Here is a 23629-nt window from a genome sequence, read left to right as displayed (position 1 = left end):
GGCGGTTCTATGGGGTGGATGTCGCGCTGCAAAGCCCGTACCGATGGCGAATGGACAGGCCCTTCCCCTCGGCCGGCCGCGCCCTGCCCTGGCGCTGGTGGCGCCGCGTAGTGGTCGGCTCGGTCGAGCATGGCGCGGTGCTCGCGCGGGTGCATGCCGATTCGGGGTTCAGCGGGCGCTATGCCTTCCTGGTCGTCGTCTCGGGGCTGATCGCGATCCTCGGCTTGCTGCTGCCGTCCTCCGCGGTGCTGATCGGCGCGATGCTGATCTCGCCGCTGATGATGCCGATCATCGGCCTCGGCTTCGGCATCGCCACCTTCGACCTGGCCGAGATCCGCCGCGCCGCCTTCGCGCTGGCCGCCGGCGCGGCGATCGCGGTGCTGCTGTGCGCGGGCTTCGTCGCGCTTTCGCCGGTCCAGACGGTGACGAGCGAGATCGCGGCGCGCACCAAGCCCAATTTGTTCGATCTGCTCGTCGCGCTGCTCTCGGCGATGGCGGGCGGCTATGCGCTGATCCGCGGGCGCGGCGAGACGGTGGTGGGCGTGGCCATCGCCATCGCGCTGATGCCGCCGCTCGCCGTGGTGGGCTTCGGCATCGCCACGCTGAACGGCACGGTGGCCGGCGGCGCGCTGCTGCTGTTCTTCACCAATCTCGTCACCATCGCGCTCACCGCGGCGATCATGGCGCGGCTCTATGGCTTTGGCGGGCATCTCTCGCCGTCGCAGACCCGGCTGCAGGGGCTGCTGATCATCGTCGGCATGGTGGCGCTGGCGGTGCCGCTCGGCGTCGCGCTGCGGCAGATCGCCTGGGAAGCGCTGGCCCAGCGCCAGGTGCGCGAGGCGATCCGCGCCAGCTTCCCGCGAGAGGCACGGATCAGCCAGCTCGACATCGATTTCGAAGGAAGGCCCGAGCGGATCCGCGCGGTGGTGTTCACGCCCTCGCTGCGCGCGGACGGCGATGCCCGTGCCGGCGTGGCGATCCAGGCGGCGCTCGGCCATCCGGTGGAGGTGCATGTCGACCAGGTCCGCGTCGGCGGCGAGAGCGGCGCCAGCGAATCGGCGCAGATCGCGGCCGCCCAGTCGCGCGAGCGCGAGCGCTCCGAGGCCGATCTTCTGCGCGATCGGCTGGCGCTGGTCGCGGGCGACGAGAACGGCATCCTGCTCGACGGCGCGGCGCGCCGTGCCGAAGTGCGTGCCGCCCCGCTGCCGGGCGCCTCGCTCGCCAGCTATCGCGCGCTCGAGCAGCGCGTTGCCGCCACTGCGCCGGACTGGCAGGTGACTTTGCTCCCGCCCGCAGCGCCGTTGCCGCCGGTCAGCTTCGAGGGCGATGCGCCCGATGCCGCGGGAATCGCTGCGATCGACACCGCGATCTGGGGCGCGCGGCGCCTGCATCTGCCGATCGGCGTCGCCGGGCGGCACGCCGATACGGTGATCGCGCGGCTGGAGGCGGCCGGCATTTCCGCCACGCGCCTGTCCGGCACCGGCGCGCAGGCGGTGCTCGCCTGGCAGGCGCCCGCGCCCTGAGCGTTCAGGCCCGGGCCAGCGCCTCGGCGATCAGCTTGCGGCTGTTCTCGATCCCGTAAAGCGCGATGAAGCTGCCCATGCGCGGCCCCTGCTCGCTGCCCAGCAAGGTCTCGTAGAGCGCCTTGAACCAGTCGCGCAGATTCTCGAACGCGTCGGTCTTGCCGATCTCGTAGACGATGTTCTGGATATCCTCGGCCGAGGCATGCTCCGGCAGCGCCGCGAGCTGTTCGTCGAGCTGGCGCAGCGCCCCCGCCTCGGCTTCGCTCGGCGCCCGGCGCCGGAGCGTCGGCTCGACGAAGTCGCGGGCATAGCGGATCGCATAGCCCACCATCCGGTCGAGCTCGGGATGCGATTCGGGCGAGAGCTCCGGCGAATAGCGGCGCAGGAAGCCCCAGATCGTCTCGCGATTGCCCACGCCCGGCAGGCTGACCAGGTTGAGCAGCAGCCCGAAGGTGACCGGCAGCGTCTCGGCCGGCACCTTCCCATTGTGGATGTGGTGGACCGGGTTGCCGAGCTGCTGCGCCACTTCCTGCGCCGGGTAATTGGCGCGGAACTGCCAATATTCCTCGATCGCGCGCGGGATCAGGCCCAGGTGCAGCGACTTGGCCTTTTTCGGCTCGCGATAGATGTAGAAGGCCAGGCTCTCGTCCGGGCCATAGGTCAGCCATTCCTCAATCGACAGGCCGTTGCCCTTGGACTTGGAGATCTTCTCGCCCTTGGCGTCGAGGAACAGCTCGTAGATCAGCCCCTCGGGCTTCCGGCCGCCGAGCACCTGGGCGATCTTGCCGCTCTGCACGCCGCTGTCGATCAGGTCCTTGCCATACATCTCGTAATCGACGCCGAGCGCCGCCCAGCGCATGCCCCAGTCGGGCTTCCACTGGAGCTTGGCCTTGCCGCCGAAGATCGACTGCTCGATCGTCTCGCCTTCGTCCTCGAAACGGATGATCCCCGCCTCGGCATCGACCACTTCCACCGGCACCTGGAGGACGACGCCCGACGCGGGGCTCACCGGCAGCACCGGCGAATAGGTCGCCGCGCGCTCGGCACGCAGCGTGGGCAGCATCACGTCCATGATCGCCCGGTAGTTGCGCAGCACCTTGCGCAGCGTCTCGTCGAAGCGGCCCGAGCCGTAATAATCGGTCGAGGAGGCGAATTCATATTCGAAGCCGAAGCGATCGAGGAATTCGCGCAGCATCGCATTGTTGTGGGCGGCGAAGCTCTCGAACTTCCCGAACGGATCGGGGATGCGCGACAGCGGCTTGCCGAGATGCGCGGCCAGCAGCGCCTGGTTCGGCACATTGTCCGGCACCTTGCGCAGCCCGTCCATATCGTCGCTGAACGCGATCAGCCGGGTCTTCAGGCCCGTCATCTCTTCATAGGCGTGGCGCACCATGGTGGTGCGCAGCACTTCCTGGAAGGTGCCGATATGCGGCAGGCCCGACGGGCCGTATCCGGTCTCGAACAGCATCGGCGATCCGTCGGGCTTGCCCTCCGGATAGCGTTTCACCAGCTTGCGCGCCTCTTCATAGGGCCAGGCCTTGGAGTCGAATGCGGCGGCGCGCAGGGCGTTCGTGTCGGTCATAACCGCGCGCCTCTAGCGGAGACGGGCGCGCGGGGCCAGCGCCGCGGCGAATCCGGTCTCCCGCGCCGGGCGGGAGACCGGTGCCGGGATCAGGCGAACACCTTGTCCTGCGGGCACAATATGCCCGACGAGATGGTCAGGTGCGTCCAGCGATAGTCGAGATAGGCGCCCGAATAATGGTCGTCATTGTTGAAATCGACATCGCCATGATAGCGGCCCGTCGGGATGACGTCGTTGGTGCCCGTCTTCACGATCATGAATTCGTACATCAGGTCCCAGAGCATCCAGACGCGCGTGCCCGAGGCGGGCGGATCGACGTTGAACTGGATGGTGGAGGTCTGCTTGTCGTTGATCGTCACCGAATGCGAGAGCGTGGCGCTCACCCCCGCGCTGACGCCGCCGCCGGAAAAGCCCATCTGCACCGTCAGCGATTCGGTGTCGGTCGTCGAGATGCCATGCTCATAGGCCCAGCTCTTCTGCAGGTGCGTGCCGGGATAGAGATGAGTGAAGGTGCCGGGCACCAGCTTCCAGAACTTGCGCAGCACCAACTGGTGCGGCTGCGGTGCGCTGTTGTCCCACCAGTTGTTGAGGCGCGGCCAGCCCGAAGCGCGCGGCTCGTCCCACACATTGTCCTGGTAGTTGGCGTTGTCGGCATCGGCATAGATGATGAGCGGCTTGGTCACGCGCACCATCTCGATCGGGTCGGTCTGGGCCGGCGGCGACCAGTCGGTGCTGTCGATGTTCGGAAAGGCAGGAAGGGTATCGGACATGATGAGACTCCCCATGGGAAAGGATGTGCGGATCTGTTTCTTTTCTGGGGCCGCCCGGCGCGAAGGCCGTGGGCGGAGTGCGACGGGCAGGGCGATAGCCGATCGCCGCCGGCCCGACTCAGTCCCATATGGAACTGGTCGCGACGAAAATTCGCGGCGGATTGCCGGCGCGAGGCGCGCGACCGGGCGCTGGCCTGAGTCCAGGAGCATGTAGGTGAATGGCGAGACGCGCCCGCGCTTCTATCGCGGCCGGTTCGTCGGCACGATCCACCGCGTCGATCCCAAGGTCGCGCCGGCCGCGGTCCGCGCCATGTTCACCGAGCCGCCCGGGCGGAGCCGCGCAAAGTGAAATGATTTGGCCCCGCTCCCTTCACTTTACCCCGCGGCCGGGGCTAGGAAGGTCGGGAACGAAAGGCGTACATGCTTCCCTATCCCGCTCTCCACGCCAGCCATGGCGGCGTCTGGCTCGCCACGCCGGAGGGCGAGTGCCGTGCGATGAGCCGGGGCGAGGCGATCCGGATCGCGGCGGACACGCCGGTGATCCTGCTCAATGCGCCGCTGGTCGGGCAGCGGCTCGGCTATTCGGAGCTGTCGGGGCTCGACCTGCTCGAGCTGTTCGCCTTTCTCCACCCCGCCCGCTTCATGGTGCCGACGCCCAAGGGGCTCGCCCGCGCCGCCGGGCTGGAAGCGCCGGGAAGCGATGCCGATGTCGCGCCCTTCCTTCGCGCCGCCGCGGCGAAGCTGCTCGCGATCGCCGAGGGGGACTGGCCCGAGCGCGAGGGCGCGTGGAACGCCGCGCAGTCGCTGTTCCGCCTGCGCTGGCCCTGGGCGCCGATCGTGTCGCAGATGGTCGCCAAGCCGGCCCAGGCCGAGCGCTGGCTCTTCTCGAAGCTGCCCGAATGGAACGAGCAGCCGCCGCGCGCGGCGCCGCGCACCGTGACGCTCAGCGATGCGGACGTCGCCGATCGCCTCGCCCGCCTCACCGGCAGTGCCGCCGAGCGCCGCCAGGGCCAGCGTGACTATGCCGCCGCCGTCGCGGGCGCTTTTGCCCCGCGCGACATGCGCGAATCGCCCAATCTGGTGCTGGCCGAGGCGGGCACCGGCATCGGCAAGACGCTCGGCTATCTCGCGCCAGCCTCGCTCTGGGCCGAGCAGGCGGGCGGCGCGGTGTGGGTCTCCACCTTCACCAAGGCGCTGCAACGGCAATTGGGGCATGAGGGCGAGCGGCTCGTCCCCGATCCCGAGCTGCGCAAGCAGCGGATCGTCACGCGCAAGGGCCGCGAGAACTATGCCTGCCTGCTCAATCTCGAGGACGCGCTGCAAGGCGGCTTTGCGGGGCGCGCCGCGATCCTGGCGCAGCTGGTGGCGCGCTGGGCCGCCTATACCGCCGACGGCGACATGATCGGCGGCGATCTGCCCGGCTGGCTCCCCACCCTGTTTCGCCGCAACGGCTCGACCGCGCTCACGGATCGGCGGGGCGAATGCATCTATGCCGGTTGCCCGCATTACCGGAAATGCTTCATCGAGCGCGCGGTCCGCGCCTCGGCGGATGCGAACATCGTCATCGCCAACCATGCGCTGGTGATGGTCAATGCCGCGCGCGGCCGCGAGACGGCGAGTCGCCCCACCCGCTATGTCTTCGACGAGGGCCATCATCTGTTCGATGCGGCCGATGCGATGTTCGCCGCGGCGCTGACGGGCCAGGAAGCAATCGAGATCCGCCGCTGGGTGACCGGCCCCGAATCGGGGTCGCGCGGCCGCCGGCGCGGCCTGGCGGCGCGGCTATCGGACGTCGCCAGCTATGACGAGGAGGGCGGCCGGGCGATCGCCGAGGCCGTGGATGCCGCCCGCGCCCTGCCCAGCGAGGGCTGGCTCCAGCGCCTGAACGAAGGGGAGCCGTTCGGCCCGGTCGAGCAACTGCTAGCGGCGGTGCGGGGGCTGGTCTATGCCCGCGACGTCAACGGCGCCGCCGATGCCGGCTATGGGCTGGAGACCGAGTTGGCCGAGCCCGATGCCGCGCTGGTCGAAGCTGCCGGTCCGGCCGGAGAAGCGCTCGACGCGCTGCTCCGCCCGCTCGTCCATCTGGGCCGCCGACTGGAAGCGGTGCTCACCGAGGCGCCCGACTGGATGGACGGCCCGGCCCGCGCGCGGATCGAAGGCGCGGTCGCGTCGCTCGGCTGGCGGGCCGACACGGTGGGCGCCTGGCTGGCGCTGATCGCGCGCATCGGCGGGCCGGCCGATTCGGCGTTCGTCGACTGGCTGGCGGTCGATCGCGTCGAGGGGCGCGAATATGATGTCGGGCTCCACCGCCATTGGCTGGATCCCTCCAAGCCCTTCGCCGAAACCGTGCTCAAACAGGCGCATGGCGCGTTGATCACCTCGGCGACCCTGCGCGCCGGCGGCGACTGGGACGTGGCCGAGGCGCGATCGGGCGCAGTCCATCTGATGCGCCCCGCCCAGCGCTTCGAGGCGCTCAGCCCGTTCAACTATGCCGAACAGGCCGAAGTGCTGATCGTCACCGATGTGAAGCGCGGCGACATGCCCGCGCTCGCCAATGCCTATGCCCGGCTGATCGTCGCGGCCGAGGGCGGCACGCTGGGGCTGTTCACTGCGATCCGACGGCTGCGCGCCGTCCATGCGCGAATCGCCGACCGGCTGGCGCGTGAGGGGCTGCCGCTGCTCGCCCAGCATGTCGATCCGATTGATACCGGCACGCTGGTCGACATCTTCCGCGACGATCCGCGCGCGTCGCTGCTCGGCACCGATGCGCTGCGCGACGGAGTGGACGTGCCCGGCGATTCGCTGCGGCTGGTGGTGATGGAGGGGATTCCCTGGCCCAAGCCGACCGTGCTCCATGCCGCGCGCCGGCTGGCGGGGGGCGGCACTGCCTATGACGACCGGATCGTCCGGGCGCGACTCGCCCAGGCGTTCGGCCGGCTGATTCGCCGCGCCGACGATCGCGGCACCTTCGTGCTGCTTTCCGCGGCCAGCCCCTCGCGGCTGCTCGACGCCTTTCCGGCGGGCACCCGGGTGACGCGCGTCACGCTCGATCAGGCAGTGGAGCGCGTGCGGCTTTCCTTGGCCGCCAAGCTGGGGCAAGAGGCCCCCGCGAACGCCTGACCGGGGATTCCATGAAGACGCTCACGCTGCTGCGCCACGCCAAGTCGGGATGGGATGATCCGGTCGCGCGCGATTTCGATCGGCCGCTCAACCCCAAGGGACAGCGCGCCGCCGCGATGATGGGACGGTATCTGAAGGCCGAGGGGCTGGAGTTCGATCACGTCCTCGCCTCACCCGCGGCGCGCGTGGTCGAGACGCTGGCCCAGGTCGCCACCGGCTATGGCAGCGAGCTGGCGCCGCATTGGGACCAGCGTCTCTACCTCGCCTCCGCCGCCACGCTGCTCGATCTGGTGCACGAGCTGCCCGACGGTGCCGGGCAGGTGCTGTTCTCCGGGCACAATCCGGGGCTGGAGGAACTGGTGCTGCTGCTGGCGGGTGCGAATGCGCTGCGCGATTCGGTCGAGATGAAGTTCCCTACCGCGAGCCTGGCCGAACTGCGCTTCGACGTGGCGCGCTGGGCGGACGTGAAGCCGGGCAAGGGCGCGCTGGTACGCTTCACTCGGCCCCGCGATCTCGATCCGACATTGGGGCCGGACTACCGCTAGGTTGAGAACCCAAACAAGTATCTGATTTTCCGTCGTCATCCCCGCCTGCGCGGGGATGACGATTGAAGGAATATGAGTCCCCAACCTAGGGTCAGGACCCATATCTTCTGTCGCAACCCCGGCCTTCAGCCGTCCTCGTCCAGCGCCTGGGCGAGCGAATCGCGGAGGATCTTCAGCCCGCGCTTGTCGCCGCTGCCTCCACTCGTGCCCGTGGCGGGGCCGGTGCCCGCGGCGGCACGCGCGGCGCGGTTTCCCCTCTCCGCCGCGAGCAGCTTCTGCACGCCGCGGATGGTGTAGCCCTGGTTGGAGAGGAGATCGTGGATCCGCCGTACCAACGCGACGTCCTCGGGCCGATAATAGCGCCGGTTGCCCGCCCGGGTGAGCGGGCGCAGCTGGGGGAATCGGGTTTCCCAATATCTCAATATGTGTTGGGGGCGCCCGATCTCCTGGGCGAGTTCCCCTATCGTCCGTAGCGCGCCAGCAGCCTTTTCGGCCCCCGGCATTCCGGCTTCCCTCAGCCGGCCGAGACGATGCGGTCGCGCATCATCTGGCTTGCTCGGAAGGTAAGGACCCGGCGGGGTGCGATCGGTACCTCGACGCCGGTCTTGGGATTGCGGCCGACACGCTCGCCCTTGTCGCGCAGGATGAAGCTGCCGAAGCCGGAGATCTTGACGTTCTCGCCCTTGGCCAGCGCTTCGCACATATGGCTCAGGATCTGCTCGACCAGCCGGGCAGCGTCGGCGCGCGAAAGCCCTACCTCGCGATGCAGCGATTCGGCGAGATCGGCCCTGGTCAGCGTGCCCGCAGCCATCATGAGGCAATTCCCCCTTGCGTTCTACTGTATCGAGTCGGTCGTATCAGATTGTTTCGACACAGCAAACGGGAACATTGAGGCTCCGGAACGATTATCTGCGATTTTTCGCAGCTATCAGAAGCGCACCACTGCGGCACCCCAGGTGAAGCCACCGCCCATCGCTTCCAGCACCAGCAGGTCGCCTTGCTTGATGCGGCCGTCGCGCACTGCGGTATCGAGCGCGAGCGGCACCGACGCGGCGGAGGTGTTGGCATGCTGGTCGACGGTGACGATCACTTTCTCGGCCGGCAGGTCGAGCTTGCGGGCGGTGGCGTCGAGGATGCGGGCATTGGCCTGGTGCGGCACCACCCAGTCGACGTCGGACGGCGCGAGCCCGGCGGCAGCGAGCGATTCCTGCATCACCGTGGCGAGGTTGACCACGGCGTGGCGGAATACCTCGCGGCCCTTCATGCGCAGCTTGCCCACGGTCTGCGTGGTCGAGGGCCCGCCATCGACGTAGAGCAGCGCGTTATGGCGGCCGTCCGCGTGCAACTTGGTCGCGAGTATGCCGCGGCCCTCTTCGTGATCCGTATCCTGGGCTTCCAGGATGATTGCGCCGGCGCCGTCGCCGAACAGGACGCAGGTCGCGCGATCCTCCCAGTCGAGGATGCGGCTGAACGTCTCCGCGCCGATCACCAGCGCCCGCTTGTGGACGCCGGCGCGCAGCATCGAATCGGCAACCTGCACGGCATAGAGGAAGCCTGAGCAGACCGCGGCGACGTCGAACGCCACGCAGTCGTCGATGCCGAGCAGCGCCTGCACCTTGGTGGCGGTGGCCGGGAAGGTCTGGTCGGGCGTCGCAGTGGCGAGCACGATCAGATCAATGCCTCGCGCGGCGACTCCCGCATTGGCGAGCGCGGCCTTGGCGGCGTCGGCGGCCAGCGTGCCGGTGGTCTCGTCCGGTCCGGCGATGTGGCGAAAGCGAATGCCGGTGCGCTCGACGATCCACTCGTCGCTCGTATCCACTTCCTGGGCGAGTTCGGCGTTGGAAACGCGGCGGGGCGGCAGGGCGGAACCGGTGCCGATGATGACGGAACGCAGGGTCATCTTGAGGTGTCTACGCCGCCTTTGCTTCGAAGTTCCCGAGATCCTCGGCGATGCGGCGATTAAGATCATCGCGCAGCATCTTGGCTGCGAAGCCGATCGCAGTGTCGACGCCGAGTTCGTTGGCGCTGCCATGGCTCTTCACGACGATGCCGTTGAGGCCGAGGAAGACCGCGCCATTATGGTTGTTGGGATCGAGATGCGTGCGCAGCAGCTCCGTCGCCGGTCTGGAGATCAGGAAGCCGATCTTCGATCGAGTCGAACTGGAGAAGGCGCGCTTGAGCAGATCCGCCACGAACCGCGCGGTGCCCTCGACCGTCTTGAGTGCGATATTGCCCGAGAAGCCGTCGCATACGATCACGTCGACATCGCCGCGCGAGAGCTTGTTGCCTTCGATGAAGCCGCGGAAGTCGAGGCGAAGATGCTCTGCGGCGCGCAACTCGGCCGCGGCTTCGCGGATCGAGTCGGTGCCCTTCATCTCCTCGGTGCCGATGTTGAGCAGCGCGACGCGCGGATTCTCCAGGTCGAGCGCGGTGCGCGCATAGGCGGCGCCCATCACTGCGAACTGGACGAGGTTGCGGGCATCGACTTCGGTATTGGCGCCCAGATCGAGCATCACCGTGTCGTTCTCGCCCAGCGTCGGCATCAGCGCGGCGAGTGCGGGCCGGTCGATCCCCGGCATGGTGCGCAGCGACAGCTTGGCCATCGCCATCAGCGCGCCGGTGTTGCCCGACGAGACGGCGGCGCCGGCCTTGCCCTGCTTCACCAGGTCGATGGCGATTCCCATCGATGTGGTCTTGGCGCGCCGAATCGCCGCGCTCGGCTTCTCTTCCGAGGCGACGACGTCCGGCGCATGGACGATTTCGGAGGCGGCCGTCAGGTTCGGATGGTTCTTCAGACCCTCGCGGATCTGCGCCTCGTCTCCGACGAGGATGAATTCCATGCCCTCGAACCGGCGGCGCGCGCGCGCGACACCGGCGAGCATGACTGCAATTCCCTCGTCACCGCCCATCGCATCGACGGCGATTCGAGAGGAATTCGTCATACTCGCATGCCCCCGCGCGATTCGGCCCAATCGTTGCCGATCAGTCTTCGGCCGAGACGATCTCGCGGCCGTTATAGTGGCCGCACGAACCGCACAGCACGTGCGGACGCTTCAGCTCGCCACAGTTCGGGCACTCCTGGAACGCCTGGGGCGTCAGAGCGTCGTGAGCGCGACGCATGCCACGCCGCGACGGCGAGGTCTTTCTCTTGGGAACGGCCATTTCGGCACCTTCTAACGAAACCAAAGTCAAAATCGCGATACGCCCGCATGGCCCAGCGGGCAAGCGACGGAGGATCCGGCGCTCGCCGGACCAGCGGACGGTCACGAAAGCGAGTGCGCGCGTATAGCGATTCTTGCAGGGGACGCAAGGGAGTGTAGGAGGTACGCCCTGGAGGGGACTCTATATATGCTCATTCTTCCCGTGACGCTCTGCACCGCCGGCGCCGCCGCCGTGGTCAATTTCTGGCTGGCCTTGCGAATCGCCCGGCTCCGCATGTCCGAAAAGATCTTTGTCGGCGATGGCGGCGACGACCGACTCGTCCGCCGCATGCGCGCGCAGCTCAACTTCGTCGAATATGTGCCGCTGATTCTCGTGCTGCTCGCCCTGGTCGAGCTGGCGACGGGAACGAGCATCTGGTTGTGGGGGGCCGGCGCGGCGCTGATTCTCGGCCGTATCCTTCACGCCTTCGGCATGGACGGCTGGGGCCTGGGCCGCCGCATCGGCATCGCGCTGACCATGCTGACCATGCTCGGCCTCGCTGCCTATGGCATCTATATCGGCAGCCAGTATCGCGACGCGCCGACCACCGTCTTCAAGATCGGGCCGCGAAGCTAGGCCCTTGCCAGCGCCGAATCGGCCACGAAGGGGTTGGTCTTCCGTTCGTGGCCGAAATTGCTGAGCGGACCGTGCCCAGGCACGAACACCGTCTCGTCGCCGAGCGGCCACAGCCGCTGCGTGATCGCGTCGATCAGGTCCTGGTGGTTGCCCATCGGAAAGTCGGTGCGGCCGATCGAGCCCTGGAACAGCACGTCGCCGACACAGGCGAACTTCGATTCGGGATGGTGGAACACGACATGGCCCGGCGTGTGGCCGGGGCAATGATAGACGTCGAGGGTCAGCTTCCCCACGGTCACCCGGTCGCCGTTCACCAGCCAGCGATCGGGCTCGAACACGGTGCCGCGAATGCCGTAGTTGCGCCCGTCCTCGTCGAGCCGGGCGATCCAGAACCGGTCCGCCTCGTGCGGTCCTTCCAGCGGCACGCCCAGTTCCTTGGCGAACTCGCCCGCAGCGCCGCAATGATCGATATGGCCATGCGTCACCAGGATCTTCTCGATGGTCACGCCCTGCTGCTTCGCGGCGGCGCGCAGCTTGTCGAGGTCGCCGCCCGGATCGACGAATGCGCCGCGCATCGTCTCGGTGCACCACAGGAGCGTGCAGTTCTGCTGGAGCGGCGTAACCGGGATCACCGCGGCGCGCATCGGAGGATTGGACATGCCGCGGAGATAGGCGCAGCGGTCCGCGGCGGCAACTCGGGCTTGCCGTGGCGGCCGCGCGGCTGCATGCGGGGACCGGCATGATCCTGCCCGACACTCCCTTCGTGCTGCTCGACGATGCCCGTCCGGATGGCGCGGGAGCGCGCCTCTATCACGGCGTCCGGGAAATCGTGCGGGCGGACAGGCCCGGCGAGGTGAGGGATGCGCTGGAGCAGCTGCGCGGCGGCGAGAGCCATGTCGCCGGCTTTCTCGGCTATGAGGCTGCCCCCGGCCTCGAGCTGCGTGCCGCGACGCGAGACGCGCCGGCCGGGTGCCTCTGGTTCGGCAAATTTGCCAGGCGGGACCCGGTGGACCTCGCCGCGCTGCTCCCGGACCCGGCCGGCGCCTGGGCCGGCACGCCGATCCCGGGCATCGCCCCCGCCGGCTATCGGGAGCAGTTCGCTCGTATCGCCGGCTATATAGGCGCCGGAGACATCTATCAGGCGAACCTCACCTTCCGCGCCGAAGTGCCCTTTGCGGGGCACCCGGCGGCGCTCTACGCGCTGCTGCGGTCGCGCGCATGCGCGGGCTATGGGGCGCTGATCTTCACCGGCGCGCGCTGGATCCTCTCCTTCTCGCCCGAGCTGTTCTTCACCTTCGACGCGACCGGCCTCACCGCGAAGCCGATGAAGGGCACCGCCCGCCGCGGCGCCACTGCTGCCGAGGACGATGCCCTTGCCGCGCATCTCGCCGCCGACATCAAGCAGCGCGCCGAGAATCTGATGATCGTCGACCTGATGCGCAACGATCTCGCCCGCATCGCGCGGCCGGGGACGGTGCGCGTGCCGGCGCTGTTCGCGGTCGAGCGCTATCCTACTGTCCACCAGATGGTCTCCACCGTTACTGCCGAGCCGGCAGGGGGCGTGACGGCGCTCGACGCGCTCGCCGCGCTGTTTCCCTGCGGCTCGGTCACCGGCGCGCCCAAGCTGCGCGCGATGGAAGTGATCGCCGAGGTCGAGCGGGACGCCCGGGGCGTCTATACCGGCGCGATCGGCGCGATCGAGCCCGACGGCTCCGCCCTGTTCAACGTCGCGATCCGCACGCTGGCGATCGAAACGGGTGCGGATCGCGCGTTGCTCGGGTTAGGTTCGGGCGTGGTTGCCGATTCGAACGCCGCCGAGGAATGGGAAGAGTGCCTTGCCAAGGGCGCCTTCGTCACGTCCGATGAGGTGCCGTTCGATCTGATCGAGACGATGCGCTTCGATCCCCTTGCCGGCCTGCCCCTGCTCGAGCGGCACCTCGCGCGCATGAAGGCGAGCGCCAGGGTCTTCGGCTTCGAGTTCGATCGCCACGCGGCGCGCAACGAGCTGCAGGCGGCCACGTTCCGTCTCCGCGCGCCTGCGCGCGTGCGGCTGCTGCTCGCGCCTTCGGGCGCCATTGCCATCGGCATCGCGCCCCTGCCCGAGGCGCCGGCCCGCCCGGTGCCGGTCGCGATCGCGCCACGGAAAGTCGCGCGGGACGACTTCCGCCTGGCGCACAAGACCAGCCGCCGTGCCTTTCATGATGCGCCGCGCCGCGATTCGGGCGCCTGGGAAGTGCTGTTCACGGACGCGCAGGGCTATCTCACCGAAGGCAGCTTCACGTCGATCTTCGTGGAGCGCGACGGCATGCTCGTCACGCCGCCGCTGGCCCGCGGGCTGCTTCCGGGCGTGCTGCGTGCGGAACTGATCGAGACCGGCCGGGCGGTGGAGGGCGATCTGATGCCGGCCGATCTGGCGGGCGGCTTCTATGTCGGCAACGCGCTGCGGGGACTGGTTTCAGCGGTAACGGTTGCGGAGGCCGCGAGCCCGGTCCTATAGGCGCGCCGTCTCCCCTTCGGAAAAGGCGCCATTCATGCAGACCTCGGCCGCGCTCAATCGCATCCAGCCCTCCGCCACGCTCGCGATGACGAGCCGGGTGTTCGAGCTGAAGCGCCAGGGGATCGACGTGATCGGCCTCGGCGCCGGCGAACCCGATTTCGACACGCCCGATTTCGTCAAGGAAGCGGCGATCGAGGCGATCCGCGCGGGCAAGACCAAATACACCAATGTCGACGGCACCCCCGAGCTGAAGCAGGCGATCATCGCCAAATATGGCCGCGACAACGGCCTTGCCTATGCCGAGAACCAGATCAGCGTGAACTCGGGCGGCAAGCACACCTTGTTCAACGCCTTTTGCGCGACGATCGACGCGGGCGACGAAGTCGTGATTCCGGCACCCTATTGGGTGAGCTATCCGGACGTGGTCGAGTTCGCCGGGGGCAAGCCGGTGTTCATCGCCGCCGGTGCGGCCGAGGGCTACAAGATCAAGCCCGAGCAGCTCGAGGCCGCGATCACCGCCAGGACCAAGTGGGTGGTGCTCAATTCGCCGTCCAACCCGACCGGCGCCGCCTATTCGGCCGCCGAGCTCAAGGCGCTGGGCGAAGTGCTCGAGCGGCACCCGCACGTGCTGATCTATGCCGACGACATGTACGAGCACATCCTGTACGATGGCTTCGAATTCGCGACGATCGCCCAGGTCTGCCCCGCGCTCTACGATCGCACGCTCACGGCCAATGGCGTGTCCAAGGCCTATGCGATGACCGGCTGGCGCATCGGCTATGCGGGCGGCCCGGCCTGGCTGATCAAGGCGATGGGCAAGCTCCAGTCGCAGTCGACTTCGAATCCGTCGAGCATCAGCCAGGCGGCCTCGGTCGCGGCGCTGAACGGCGACCAGAGCTTCCTCAAGGAGCGCGTGGCCGCCTTTCAGGGGCGCCGTGATCTCGTCGTGTCGATGCTCAACCAGATCAACGGCATGCACTGTCCGCGTCCGGAAGGCGCCTTCTACGTCTATCCCGAGTTCGGCCAGCTGATCGGCAAGACCACGCCCAAGGGCCAGGTGATCGCCACCGACGAGGAAATGGTCGGCTATCTGCTCGACGAGGCGCGAGTCGCGGCGGTGCATGGCGGGGCGTTCGGCTTCTCGCCGGCGCTGCGGATCAGCTATGCGACGTCGGAGGCTCTGCTCACCGAAGCGTGCGGGCGGATCCAGGAAGCCTGCGCGGCCTTGCGCTGAGCCGCGACTCGCACGACATTGCGGCCATGCTCAAATGGTCGCTCCCCGCTGCCGCGCTTCTCGGAGCCGCACTGTTCCTCGCGCCCGGCGCGCTGTCGGGCGCCGGCGTGGTCGAACGCGCGGTGCCGGTGCCCGTCCCCGCGCTCGACGTGAAGCCCAGCAAGGGCGAGCAGGTCGCGGTGCTTGCCGGCGGCTGCTTCTGGGGGATGGAAGCAGTCTTCCAGTCGGTGAAGGGCGTGCATTCGGTGACGTCGGGCTATGCGGGCGGCACCGCCGCCACCGCCGCCTATGCCCAGGTCTCGACCGAGAAGACCGGCCATGCCGAGGCGGTGCGCATCGTCTTTGACCCGAAGAAGGTCAGCTACGGCACGCTGCTGCGGGTCTATTTCTCGGTCGCGCACGATCCGACCCAGCTCAACCGCCAGGGCCCGGATCGCGGCCCCTCCTATCGTTCCGCGATCTTCCCGCAGGACGAGGAGCAGCGCCGCGTCGCGACGGCGTATATCGATCAGCTGACCCGGGCCAAGGCGTTTCCCCGGCCGATCGTGACCAGGCTGGAGACCGGGACCTTCTATCCGGCCGAGGCCTATCACCAGGACTTCTTCTGGCGGAACCCGACGCATCCCTACATCGTGCGGTGGGACAAGCCCAAGGTCGCGGCGTTCCGCAACGCCTATCCGCTGCTGGTGAACTGAAGGCCGCCTCCCGGCGCGCGTCAGATCAGCCCCAGTCCGGCGAGCTCGCCCATCAGCGCGGGCGGCAGTTCGTCCAGCCCCGCCCCGGCTTCGCCCAGGTCGGGCGGCGCATCCTTCGCTTCGAGATAGCGCCAGCCCTGATGCGCGCGCTTGGGGCGGGCGGCGACCAGGATCAGCCGCGGTTCCATCAGGATCGCGGTCCGCCCGCCCTCGGCCTCGCCGAACCCCAGGATCGGCGTGCGGCCGACCAGCTGGTGCTTGAGGATCCAGAAGAGCGAACCCTGGCCGCCAATCTCCTCGTGGCGCTTGGGCAGATAGCGCGTGGTCAGCGCCCACGGACTGCGGCGCGCGCCAAGGCGCTGGGCGAGATGATCGACGGAGTCGCAGGCAAAGGCGACTTTGGTGAGATGCAGCGGCACGCGGCCAATCTGGGCGCTGCGGCGCTTGCGATCAACCGACCAGCCCGCTCGCGGTGGCGAGGCCCAGGAACGCGAGGAAGCCCATCGAATCGGTGGTCATCGTCACGAAGATCGAACTCGCCACCGCAGGATCGGCATTGAACCGGTCGAGCGTGAGCGGCACGATCACGCCGGCCAGCCCCGCGATCACGATATTGGTGAGCATCGCGGCGGCGATCACGCCGCCCAGCGCCGGATGGTGGAAGAACAGCGCCACGGCGGTGCCGATCACGAAGGCCACGGTCAGCCCGTTGAGCACGGCGATCGAGATCTCGCGCCGGATCGCGCGCAGCGTGTTGGACTGAGTGAGCTGGTTGGTGGCGAGCGCGCGCACCGTCACCGCCATGGTCTGGGTGCCGGCATTGCCGCCCACGCCCGCGACGATCGGCATCAGTGCCGCGAGCGCGACCATCTTCGAGATCGTGCCTTCGAACAGGCTGATGATCGTGGCCGCCACCAGTGCGGTAAGCAGGTTGGTGAGCAGCCAGCGCACCCGGCCCTTGTAGCTGTCCACCACGGGCTCGTTGATGTCGCCTTCGCCGGCGCCGGACAGGCGGAGAATGTCCTCGCCCGCCTCTTCGGAGATGATGTGGACGATGTCGTCCACCGTGATCATCCCGACCAGCCGCCCGCTCGGATCGATCACCGCGGCCGAGATCAGCGCGTATTTCTGGAAGCGCAGCGCCACTTCCTCCTGGTCCATGTCGACCGGGATCAGCGTCTGCTCGCGCTTCATCACGTCGCTCATCGAGACGACGCGGGGTGTGCGCAGTACCCAGGAGAGCTGGCAGGTGCCCACCGGCTTGTGCGCCGGATCGACGACGAAGATCTCCCAGAAATCGGTGGTGAGATCCTCGTTCTTGCGCAGATAGTCGAGCACGTCGCCGACGGTCCAATGCTCCGGCACCGCGATCAGCTCGCGCTGCATCAGGCGGCCGGCGGATTCCTCCGGATAGGAAAGCGCTTCCTCGATCGCGGCGCGGTCGTCCGGGTCGAGCGCGCGCAGCACTTCGCGCTGGTCCTCGACATCCATGTCCTCGATGATCGCGACAGCGTCGTCGGTGTCGAGCTCGGCGGCGATGTCCGCCACCTGGGTGGCGGTGAGCGATTCGACCAGGGCTTCGCGCACCCAGTCGTTCATTTCGGCGAGCACGTCGCCATCGATCAGGTCGGCGATCGCGGCGACCAGTGCGGCGCGATCCTCGGTGGGCGTAAGCTCGACCAAGTCGGCGATGTCGGCGGGGTGGAGTGGCTCGGCCAGCGCATGGGCGCGGGCGGAATCGCCGGCATGGACGGCATCGAGCACAGCATGGACGAACGCGGGCCGCAGCCGGTCGTCCTCGTCGAGCTGGGGCTCCGGGGCGCCGCTATCCGTTTGAAGTTCGGTCTCGCTCAAGGTTCGACCTCCCTTGTTGGCCCCCTTCCGCCGCTGCCATTGCCGGGCGCGATTTGCAAGTCGCCGGAAGCCCGCCTAGGCAGGGTGCAAATCGTTCTCAGGAGTAACTTCGTGTCCGAACCCACCAAGCTCGTCATGACCCTCGATACTGGCGACGTGCAGATCCAGCTCCGGCCCGATCTCGCGCCCCAGCATGTCGAGCGCATCGCCACGCTCGCCGATGAGGGCTTTTACGACGGGGTGATCTTCCACCGCGTCATCGACGGCTTCATGGCCCAGGGCGGCGATCCCACCGGCACCGGCATGAGCGGCTCGAAGCTGCCCGACCTGCCGGCCGAGTTCAGCCGCGAGCCGCACGTCCGCGGCGTCTGCTCGATGGCGCGTACCATGGATCCGAACAGCGCCAACTCGCAATTCTTCATCTGCCTCGACGACGCCACCTTCCTCGACGGCCAGTACACCGTCTGGGGCGTGGTGACCGAGGGCATGGAGCATGTCGACGCGCTGCCCAAGGGCGAGCCGCCGCGCAATCCGGGCAAGATCGTCAAGGCCCGCACCGAAGCGTAAGGCCCGGCCGAACAGCCCCTCCCCGTCCGGGAGGGGTTTTTCGTATCTACTCCACCCGTTCGGCGTGGAGCACTTCGATCAGCCAGTCGTGGAACAGCTTGACCGGTCGCGTTGCCAACGCACGCGGCCGGCAGACGAACCAATAGCTGTAGTCGCTCTCCACGGTCAGGTCGAAGAGCTGGACGAGCCGGTCGTCGCGCGCCGCCTCGAAATGCGATTCGAGCATGAAGGCGACGCCGAGCCCCTGTGCCGCCGCCTCGAGCATCAGCGTGCCCGAATCGAAATGATCGATCGCCGCGGGCTCGATTTCCAGGTGCGACAGCCCCGCCGCCGCGCGCCAGGCAGTGAAAGTGTCCGCCATGTCGCGGTGCACCAGCGCGGTCAGCTTCGAAAGCTGCTCGGGCCGGGTGATCGGATCGGGGCCCTCCACCAGCGAACGCGCGCCGATCACATAGACGCGGTTGCGGTCCAGCCGCTTCGAATACAGCGTAGGGTCGATGTCGCGCGCCACCACGATCGCCGCGTCGAGCCCGTCGCCGAGCCGCGCCACGGCGTGCGCGCCGGTATCGACGTCGAGATGCAGCTCGGGATGCCTGCGCTTGAGGTTGCCCATGTGCGGCATCAGCCGCTGCGTCGCGAAGAGCGGCAGGATGCCCAGGCGCAGGCGCAGCAGCTCGGTGCCGCTGGTCATCGTCTCCACGGCATCGGCCATGGTGTCGAGCGCCGGTGCGATCATGCCGAGCAGCCGCTCGCCATCGTCGTTGAGGCGCAGCGCCTGGTGCCGGCGCTCGAACAGGGGCTTGCCGATGAAGCGCTCGAGCGCCTGGACGCGGCGGCTCAGCGCCGGCGAGGAAAGCGCCAGCTCCTCCGCGGCGGCCTTGATCGAGCCGAGCCGCGCCACCTGCACGAAGGCCTCGATTGCCGTAAGCGGGGGTAGTCGTCGCATCTCGCTCTCTTTTTTGTTGCGCTGCGTCACGATCCTTGGCGCGGGTTTTCGCCCGCGCCAATGGGTTTTCACACTCGTGAGCAGTTATCGTTCTTCACAAGCGCGATTGCAAGGTGTGCACGCGTTAATGTTTCTTTTCGCACTTGCACAAAAACCGGCCGCACTGCACAAAGCACGTGCCTTTCAGGCATCCTCTCCTAAAACTTTCCCGGCCGGTCCTCGTGATCGGCCTTTTTTTTGCGCAACCAATCCCCCACGTTCCGCGTCTCACACGCCTGCGGAGAAATAGAACATGGCGGACGAAGAAACGCAGCCCTTCCGGTTACAGGTTGCCAATGCCCGGCCCGAGGATAGCGGCCGCGGCCTGGCGCATCTGCCGCGCGCGCTGATGGCGCGGCTCGAGCTTGCCGAAGGCGATGTGATCGAGATCGTCGGCAAGCGCGCCACCCCCGCGCTCGCCGTGCTCCCCTATGCCGAGGACGAGGGTCTCGAGATCCTGCGCATCGACGGCCTCCAGCGCGCCAATGCCGGCGTCGGCTCGGGCGATTTCGTCGAAGTGCGCAAGGCCGCGTCCAAGCCGGCGACGCGGGTGGTGTTCGCGCCCGCTCAGCAGAATCTGCGTCTCCAGGGCAGCGGCGAGGCACTGAAGCGCGTCTTCTTCCAGCGCCCGCTGGCGCAGGGGGACGTCGTTGCCACCGCCGGCCAGCAGCGCGCCGACATCCCGCCCCAGGTCGCCCAGTTCCTGCGCGCGCCCGCCTATGCCCTGCAGGAGATCCGCCTCACCGTCGTTTCGGCCAGCCCCAAGGGCATCGTCCATATCGACGAGAATACCGAAGTGGAGCTGCGCCCCGAATTTGAAGAGGCGGCGGGCGACGGCCGGCGCGCCGACGTCACCTATGACGATATCGGCGGCATGGCCGGCACGATCGACCAGCTGCGCGAGATGGTCGAACTGCCGCTGCGCTATCCCGAGCTGTTCCAGCGCCTGGGCGTCGATCCGCCCAAGGGCGTGCTGCTGCATGGCCCGCCCGGCACCGGCAAGACCCGCCTCGCCCGCGCCGTCGCCAACGAATCGGACGCGCAGTTCTTCCTGATCAACGGGCCGGAAATCATGGGCTCCGCCTATGGCGAGTCCGAAGGCCGGCTGCGCCAGGTCTTCGAGGAAGCGGCGAAGGCGGCGCCGTCGATCGTGTTCATCGACGAGATCGATTCGATTGCGCCCAAGCGGGGCCAGGTGTCGGGCGAGGCGGAGAAGCGTCTCGTCGCCCAGCTGCTCACGCTGATGGACGGGCTGGAATCGCGTGCCAACATCGTGGTCATTGCCGCGACCAACCGGCCCGATGCGATCGACGAGGCGCTGCGCAGGCCGGGCCGGTTCGACCGCGAGATCATCGTCGGCGTGCCCGACGAGCGCGGCCGCCGCGAGATTCTGGGCATTCACACGCGCGGCATGCCGCTCGGCGACAAGGTCGATCTCGGCGAACTGGCGCGCACCACTTATGGTTTTGTCGGCGCCGATCTCTCCGCGCTCGCCCGCGAGGCGGCGATCGAGGCGGTGCGCCGGATCATGCCGAAGCTCAACCTGGCGGAAGGCACGATTCCGCACGAGGTGCTCGATACGCTGTCGGTGACGCGCGAGGATTTCCTCGAGGCGCTGAAGCGCGTCCAGCCCTCGGCGATGCGCGAAGTAATGGTCGAGGCGCCGCGCGTTCGCTGGGAGGATGTCGGCGGGCTCGACGATGCGCAGATGCGGCTGCGGGAAGGCGTCGAGCTGCCGCTCAAGGATCCCGACGCGTTCCGCCGCCTCGGCATCCGCCCCGCCAAGGGCTTCCTGCTCTATGGCCCCCCCGGCACCGGCAAGACGCTGCTGGCCAAGGCAGTCGCGCGCGAGGCGGAGGCGAACTTCATCGCCACCAAGTCCAGCGACCTGCTGTCGAAATGGTATGGCGAATCCGAGCAGCAGATCGCCCGGCTCTTCGCCCGCGCCCGCCAGGTCGCGCCCTGCGTGCTCTTCATCGACGAGCTCGATTCGCTGGTGCCCGCGCGCGGCGGCGGGCTGGGCGAGCCCCAGGCGACCGAGCGCGTGGTCAACACGATCCTTTCCGAGATGGACGGGCTCGAAGAGCTGCAGTCGGTGGTGGTGATCGGTGCCACCAACCGGCCGAACCTGATCGATCCCGCCCTGCTGCGTCCGGGCCGGTTCGACGAGCTGATCTATGTCGGCGTGCCCGATGCCGCCGGACGCGAGCGGATCCTGAAGATCCAGACGGAGAGGATGCCGCTTGCCGCGGACGTCGACCTGCAGTCGGTCGCCGGGCAGACCGAGCGCTATACGGGCGCCGATCTGGAGGACGTGGTTCGCCGCGCCGGCCTGATCGCGCTGCGGCAGTCGCTCGACACGCGCGAAGTGACGATGGCGCATTTCGACGAGGCGCTCGCCGATTCGCGCGCCACGGTCACGCCCGAGATGGAAGACGAATATCAGGCGATGTCGGGCCGGCTGAAGCAGCAGGCCTCGGCGATCCAGCCCATCGGCTTCATCGCGCCGGGCATGCTGCGCGGGCATGGGCCGAAGGGCGCCGATTGATCCCTGTCGCTCCCCTCCCTGCAGGGGAGGGGCTGGGGGTGGGTGGATATACGCGAAACGGATGCGCCGCGCTGGTGGTCGCTATATCGCCTGGACCACACCCACCCCTCGATCCCCTCCCTTCCAGGGAGGGGAAGCTCAGGCCTTCGCCCTCCGCGTCGCCACCCACGCATAGACCAGCAGGCATGCCAGCCATCCCGCCGCAGTGAGATAGGGCAGCGGCCGCCACAGCTCGTACAGCCCGACTCCGATCGACGGCCCCAGCACGAAGGCTGCGCCGTTCACGGAAGTGACCTTGCCGGCCACCGATCCCTGCGCTTCCGGACCCACGCCCAGCGAGGCGCCGGCGGTGAAGCCCGGCCGCGCGAAACCCATGCCGAGCGCCGTGAGCGCATAGCCGAGCGCGATGCCGTAGAGCGTCGTCGCCGTGCCCGTTGCGACGCAGCCGATCGCGCCCAGCGCCGCGCCGGTCAGCACCAGCGCACGCGGGCGCAGGTCGAGCATCGGGATCAGCCCCCATTGGGCGAGCAGCGACGCGCCCGCGCCCATCATCAGCACCAGCCCGGTCGGGTGCAGCGCCTCGGCCGGGGGCAGGTGCATCCGATCGATGATCAGGAAGCCGATCGCCTGGCCGGTCATCGCCTGGGCATGGCCGATGATCAGCCCCGTCACGATCCACGGCCGGATGCGCGGGTCGAAATAGCGGATGTTCTCGTGCGTCTCGGCGGCGGTGGCGGCAGTCACGGTGGCGCCGGTCCCCTGCCCGCCGATGGAGGGATAGGAGATCGCGGCGCCATGTGCGTCGCCTTCGTCCTTGGGCAGGCCGCGCGCCGCCGCGATCCAGATCACCACGCCGATCGCGCTCGCCGCGAATGCGGGGCCGGCGAGCCCGATCATCGGCCCCCCGTCCCACAGGCTGCCCATGACCAGATAGGGCGCGATCGCCGGGCCCAGGATGGTGCCGAGCCCGAATGCCGAGGCGAGCAGCGTGAGCGCGCCGGTCCGTTCCTCGCGGCTGGTCCGCCCGGCGACGATCGCCTGCACCGCGGGGGGCGCCGCGGAGCCGAAGGTGCCGTAGATCACCCGGCCGGCGATGAAGGCGATGAACGTCGCCGCCGGGCCGAGCAGGCCGTTGATGCCCATGGCGAGGCACAGCCCGCACAGTCCCAGCGACACGGTGAAGCCGGCAATGCCGACCAGGACCATCGCGCGGCGCCCGTGCCGGTCCGACCGGTTGGCCCAGAAGGGTGCGGCGATCACCCAGAGCAGGGCGGAGACCGAGAAGACCGCGGCGACGGCGCTGTCCGGCGCGTGGAGTGAGCGGCCGAGCGCGGGGAGCACCGATTGCAGCGCAGTGTTGCCCGCCGCGATGACGAGCATGATCGTGAAGAGCAGGCCGAAGGTCCGGTCGAAATGCCGGAACCTCATTTGCGCTCCCAGCCGTAGCTGCGCCCGATCTCGGCGACGTGCAGCATATACCATTTGTACCAGCGTCCCCGCCCCGCCTCGCGCGTTGCGGCATGTTCGGGATGCTTGCGCCAGGCGACGGCGCTCGCTTCGTCGGCCCAGTAGCTGAGCGTGATTGCCTGGCCCTGGGCGTCGCCGACATGGTCGACGCCGCGATAGCCGGGCTGCTCGGCGGCAAGCGCGTCCATCGCCGCGGCGGCCACGGCATAGCCCTCGGTATCTTCCCCCGTGCGTTCGGAGATGAACAGGACGGCGACTTGCCCGGTGCGATCCTCTGCCATGGACGAGGGGATTAGGCCGGTTGTTTCGCTTCGTCACCCCACATCGTCGCCGCGGGTAAAGCCGGGCCTCGAGCGATGGCGGGTGCGATCGTCATCCCCATCACCCCGAACTCGCTTGGCGCCCATCCCCGGCGACAAATACCCCTCTTCCGTCCTCCCCGTGCAGGCGGGGATCCAGAGGCAC

At 68.4% G+C, this 23629-nt stretch carries 23 protein-coding genes; 10 read left to right on the top strand and 13 right to left on the bottom strand.

The features are described from left to right. Window positions 1–50: 50 nt before the first annotated feature. The gene (locus FFS08_RS01950) at window positions 51–1523 is read left to right on the top strand and encodes a DUF389 domain-containing protein (protein ID WP_137862855.1); all 1473 of its coding nucleotides are present in this window, start codon (window positions 51–53) and stop codon (window positions 1521–1523) included. 4 nt (window positions 1524–1527) lie between these two features. On the opposite strand, the gene FFS08_RS01945 is transcribed toward FFS08_RS01950, so the two are convergent. Together FFS08_RS01945 and FFS08_RS01940 are read right to left on the bottom strand one after the other, a co-directional pair. Next, window positions 1528–3105, bottom strand: coding sequence for a lysine--tRNA ligase (locus FFS08_RS01945; RefSeq protein WP_137862856.1), 1578 nt, complete (start codon window positions 3103–3105; stop codon window positions 1528–1530). Between the two features lie 89 nt (window positions 3106–3194). Further along, window positions 3195–3875, bottom strand: coding sequence for a hypothetical protein (locus FFS08_RS01940; RefSeq protein WP_137862857.1), 681 nt, complete (start codon window positions 3873–3875; stop codon window positions 3195–3197). A gap of 214 nt (window positions 3876–4089) precedes the next feature. Between FFS08_RS01940 and FFS08_RS24175 the strand changes: the two genes are divergently transcribed. The 3 genes from FFS08_RS24175 to FFS08_RS01930 all read left to right on the top strand — a co-directional run bounded on the left by FFS08_RS24175 (window position 4090) and on the right by FFS08_RS01930 (window position 7540). Beyond that, window positions 4090–4224 (top strand): hypothetical protein, encoded by a 135-nt coding sequence (locus FFS08_RS24175; protein ID WP_283214627.1) that lies wholly within the window; start codon window positions 4090–4092, stop codon window positions 4222–4224. A 71-nt stretch (window positions 4225–4295) separates the two neighbouring features. Continuing rightward, on the top strand, window positions 4296–6995 hold the full coding sequence (locus FFS08_RS01935) for an ATP-dependent DNA helicase (RefSeq protein ID WP_137862858.1): 2700 nt from the start codon (window positions 4296–4298) through the stop codon (window positions 6993–6995). Window positions 6996–7006: 11 nt separating this feature from the next. Continuing rightward, the gene (locus tag FFS08_RS01930; protein ID WP_137862859.1) at window positions 7007–7540 is read left to right on the top strand and encodes a SixA phosphatase family protein; all 534 of its coding nucleotides are present in this window, start codon (window positions 7007–7009) and stop codon (window positions 7538–7540) included. Between the two features lie 125 nt (window positions 7541–7665). On the opposite strand, the gene FFS08_RS01925 is transcribed toward FFS08_RS01930, so the two are convergent. The 5 genes from FFS08_RS01925 to rpmF all read right to left on the bottom strand — a co-directional run bounded on the left by FFS08_RS01925 (window position 7666) and on the right by rpmF (window position 10702). Beyond that, entirely contained in the window at window positions 7666–8043 is a 378-nt protein-coding gene (locus tag FFS08_RS01925) for a MerR family transcriptional regulator (RefSeq protein WP_137862860.1), read from the bottom strand. An 11-nt stretch (window positions 8044–8054) separates the two neighbouring features. Further along, window positions 8055–8354: an integration host factor subunit alpha gene (locus FFS08_RS01920; RefSeq protein WP_086127751.1), complete on the bottom strand. Its 300-nt coding sequence runs from the start codon at window positions 8352–8354 to the stop codon at window positions 8055–8057. A gap of 114 nt (window positions 8355–8468) precedes the next feature. Further along, window positions 8469–9440, bottom strand: a complete 972-nt coding sequence (locus FFS08_RS01915; RefSeq protein WP_137862861.1) for a beta-ketoacyl-ACP synthase III — start codon at window positions 9438–9440, stop codon at window positions 8469–8471. 10 nt (window positions 9441–9450) lie between these two features. Further along, window positions 9451–10482, bottom strand: coding sequence for a phosphate acyltransferase PlsX (plsX, locus tag FFS08_RS01910; protein WP_137862862.1), 1032 nt, complete (start codon window positions 10480–10482; stop codon window positions 9451–9453). 40 nt (window positions 10483–10522) lie between these two features. After that, complete coding sequence (gene rpmF / locus FFS08_RS01905; protein WP_137862863.1) at window positions 10523–10702, bottom strand: 50S ribosomal protein L32; 180 nt, start codon at window positions 10700–10702, stop codon at window positions 10523–10525. 186 nt (window positions 10703–10888) lie between these two features. Between rpmF and FFS08_RS01900 the strand changes: the two genes are divergently transcribed. Further along, window positions 10889–11317: an MAPEG family protein gene (locus FFS08_RS01900; RefSeq protein ID WP_137862864.1), complete on the top strand. Its 429-nt coding sequence runs from the start codon at window positions 10889–10891 to the stop codon at window positions 11315–11317. Here the strand turns inward: FFS08_RS01900 and FFS08_RS01895 are convergent. Further along, window positions 11314–11976, bottom strand: a complete 663-nt coding sequence (locus FFS08_RS01895; RefSeq protein WP_137862865.1) for an MBL fold metallo-hydrolase — start codon at window positions 11974–11976, stop codon at window positions 11314–11316. The genes FFS08_RS01900 and FFS08_RS01895 overlap by 4 nt on opposite strands. A gap of 80 nt (window positions 11977–12056) precedes the next feature. On the opposite strand from FFS08_RS01895, the gene pabB reads away from it, so the two are divergent. Genes pabB through msrA form a run of 3 tightly spaced genes read left to right on the top strand, consistent with a single transcriptional unit; the run spans window position 12057 to window position 15743 of the window. Next, complete coding sequence (gene pabB / locus FFS08_RS01890) at window positions 12057–13814, top strand: aminodeoxychorismate synthase component I (RefSeq protein WP_137862866.1); 1758 nt, start codon at window positions 12057–12059, stop codon at window positions 13812–13814. Window positions 13815–13848: 34 nt separating this feature from the next. Continuing rightward, entirely contained in the window at window positions 13849–15048 is a 1200-nt protein-coding gene (locus FFS08_RS01885; RefSeq protein ID WP_137862867.1) for a pyridoxal phosphate-dependent aminotransferase, read from the top strand. A 26-nt stretch (window positions 15049–15074) separates the two neighbouring features. Further along, window positions 15075–15743 carry a peptide-methionine (S)-S-oxide reductase MsrA gene (gene msrA / locus FFS08_RS01880; protein ID WP_137862868.1) on the top strand — a complete coding sequence of 223 codons (669 nt, stop codon included), beginning with the start codon at window positions 15075–15077 and terminating at the stop codon, window positions 15741–15743. Window positions 15744–15763: 20 nt separating this feature from the next. On the opposite strand, the gene FFS08_RS01875 is transcribed toward msrA, so the two are convergent. Both FFS08_RS01875 and mgtE read right to left on the bottom strand, forming a co-directional pair. Beyond that, window positions 15764–16162: a DUF1489 family protein gene (locus FFS08_RS01875; RefSeq protein WP_137862869.1), complete on the bottom strand. Its 399-nt coding sequence runs from the start codon at window positions 16160–16162 to the stop codon at window positions 15764–15766. Between the two features lie 31 nt (window positions 16163–16193). After that, window positions 16194–17597, bottom strand: a complete 1404-nt coding sequence (gene mgtE, locus FFS08_RS01870; protein ID WP_137862870.1) for a magnesium transporter — start codon at window positions 17595–17597, stop codon at window positions 16194–16196. 135 nt (window positions 17598–17732) lie between these two features. Here mgtE and FFS08_RS01865 point away from each other — a divergent pair, with 135 nt between their 5' ends. Continuing rightward, a complete protein-coding gene (locus FFS08_RS01865) occupies window positions 17733–18164 on the top strand; it encodes a peptidylprolyl isomerase (protein ID WP_502701996.1) in 432 nt (143 codons plus the stop codon). 46 nt (window positions 18165–18210) lie between these two features. Here the strand turns inward: FFS08_RS01865 and FFS08_RS01860 are convergent, their stop codons facing one another. Continuing rightward, window positions 18211–19110: a LysR substrate-binding domain-containing protein gene (locus tag FFS08_RS01860; protein WP_137862872.1), complete on the bottom strand. Its 900-nt coding sequence runs from the start codon at window positions 19108–19110 to the stop codon at window positions 18211–18213. A 292-nt stretch (window positions 19111–19402) separates the two neighbouring features. Between FFS08_RS01860 and FFS08_RS01855 the strand changes: the two genes are divergently transcribed. Then, window positions 19403–21697 (top strand): CDC48 family AAA ATPase, encoded by a 2295-nt coding sequence (locus tag FFS08_RS01855; RefSeq protein WP_137862873.1) that lies wholly within the window; start codon window positions 19403–19405, stop codon window positions 21695–21697. Between the two features lie 138 nt (window positions 21698–21835). Here FFS08_RS01855 and FFS08_RS01850 read toward each other — a convergent pair whose 3' ends face one another. Together FFS08_RS01850 and FFS08_RS01845 are read right to left on the bottom strand one after the other, a co-directional pair. Next, window positions 21836–23125, bottom strand: a complete 1290-nt coding sequence (locus FFS08_RS01850; RefSeq protein WP_137862874.1) for an MFS transporter — start codon at window positions 23123–23125, stop codon at window positions 21836–21838. After that, complete coding sequence (locus tag FFS08_RS01845; protein WP_137862875.1) at window positions 23122–23445, bottom strand: antibiotic biosynthesis monooxygenase family protein; 324 nt, start codon at window positions 23443–23445, stop codon at window positions 23122–23124. The genes FFS08_RS01850 and FFS08_RS01845 overlap by 4 nt, the downstream gene beginning before the upstream one ends. Between the last annotated feature and the right edge of the window lie 184 nt (window positions 23446–23629).

The organism is Sphingomonas sp. 1F27F7B (assembly GCF_005503355.1).
Lineage (GTDB): Bacteria > Pseudomonadota > Alphaproteobacteria > Sphingomonadales > Sphingomonadaceae > Sphingomonas.
This window is presented reverse-complemented; position numbering and strand designations above follow the sequence as displayed.

What these genes read in the sequence shown, in the direction of transcription:
- rpmF (WP_137862863.1), bottom strand. Translation starts at nt 10,702, where the DNA reads ATGGCCGTTCCCAAGAGAAAGACCTCGCCGTCGCGGCGTGGCATGCGT.
- FFS08_RS01915 (WP_137862861.1), bottom strand. Translation starts at nt 9,440, where the DNA reads ATGACCCTGCGTTCCGTCATCATCGGCACCGGTTCCGCCCTGCCGCCC.
- plsX (WP_137862862.1), bottom strand. Translation starts at nt 10,482, where the DNA reads ATGACGAATTCCTCTCGAATCGCCGTCGATGCGATGGGCGGTGACGAG.
- FFS08_RS01850 (WP_137862874.1), bottom strand. Translation starts at nt 23,125, where the DNA reads ATGAGGTTCCGGCATTTCGACCGGACCTTCGGCCTGCTCTTCACGATC.
- msrA (WP_137862868.1), top strand. Translation starts at nt 15,075, where the DNA reads ATGCTCAAATGGTCGCTCCCCGCTGCCGCGCTTCTCGGAGCCGCACTG.
- FFS08_RS01845 (WP_137862875.1), bottom strand. Translation starts at nt 23,445, where the DNA reads ATGGCAGAGGATCGCACCGGGCAAGTCGCCGTCCTGTTCATCTCCGAA.
- FFS08_RS01900 (WP_137862864.1), top strand. Translation starts at nt 10,889, where the DNA reads ATGCTCATTCTTCCCGTGACGCTCTGCACCGCCGGCGCCGCCGCCGTG.
- FFS08_RS01855 (WP_137862873.1), top strand. Translation starts at nt 19,403, where the DNA reads ATGGCGGACGAAGAAACGCAGCCCTTCCGGTTACAGGTTGCCAATGCC.
- FFS08_RS01940 (WP_137862857.1), bottom strand. Translation starts at nt 3,875, where the DNA reads ATGTCCGATACCCTTCCTGCCTTTCCGAACATCGACAGCACCGACTGG.
- FFS08_RS01865 (WP_502701996.1), top strand. Translation starts at nt 17,733, where the DNA reads ATGACCCTCGATACTGGCGACGTGCAGATCCAGCTCCGGCCCGATCTC.
- FFS08_RS01950 (WP_137862855.1), top strand. Translation starts at nt 51, where the DNA reads ATGGACAGGCCCTTCCCCTCGGCCGGCCGCGCCCTGCCCTGGCGCTGG.
- FFS08_RS01945 (WP_137862856.1), bottom strand. Translation starts at nt 3,105, where the DNA reads ATGACCGACACGAACGCCCTGCGCGCCGCCGCATTCGACTCCAAGGCC.
- FFS08_RS01925 (WP_137862860.1), bottom strand. Translation starts at nt 8,043, where the DNA reads ATGCCGGGGGCCGAAAAGGCTGCTGGCGCGCTACGGACGATAGGGGAA.
- pabB (WP_137862866.1), top strand. Translation starts at nt 12,057, where the DNA reads ATGATCCTGCCCGACACTCCCTTCGTGCTGCTCGACGATGCCCGTCCG.
- FFS08_RS01930 (WP_137862859.1), top strand. Translation starts at nt 7,007, where the DNA reads ATGAAGACGCTCACGCTGCTGCGCCACGCCAAGTCGGGATGGGATGAT.
- FFS08_RS01895 (WP_137862865.1), bottom strand. Translation starts at nt 11,976, where the DNA reads ATGTCCAATCCTCCGATGCGCGCCGCGGTGATCCCGGTTACGCCGCTC.
- FFS08_RS01920 (WP_086127751.1), bottom strand. Translation starts at nt 8,354, where the DNA reads ATGATGGCTGCGGGCACGCTGACCAGGGCCGATCTCGCCGAATCGCTG.
- FFS08_RS01935 (WP_137862858.1), top strand. Translation starts at nt 4,296, where the DNA reads ATGCTTCCCTATCCCGCTCTCCACGCCAGCCATGGCGGCGTCTGGCTC.
- FFS08_RS01860 (WP_137862872.1), bottom strand. Translation starts at nt 19,110, where the DNA reads ATGCGACGACTACCCCCGCTTACGGCAATCGAGGCCTTCGTGCAGGTG.
- FFS08_RS01885 (WP_137862867.1), top strand. Translation starts at nt 13,849, where the DNA reads ATGCAGACCTCGGCCGCGCTCAATCGCATCCAGCCCTCCGCCACGCTC.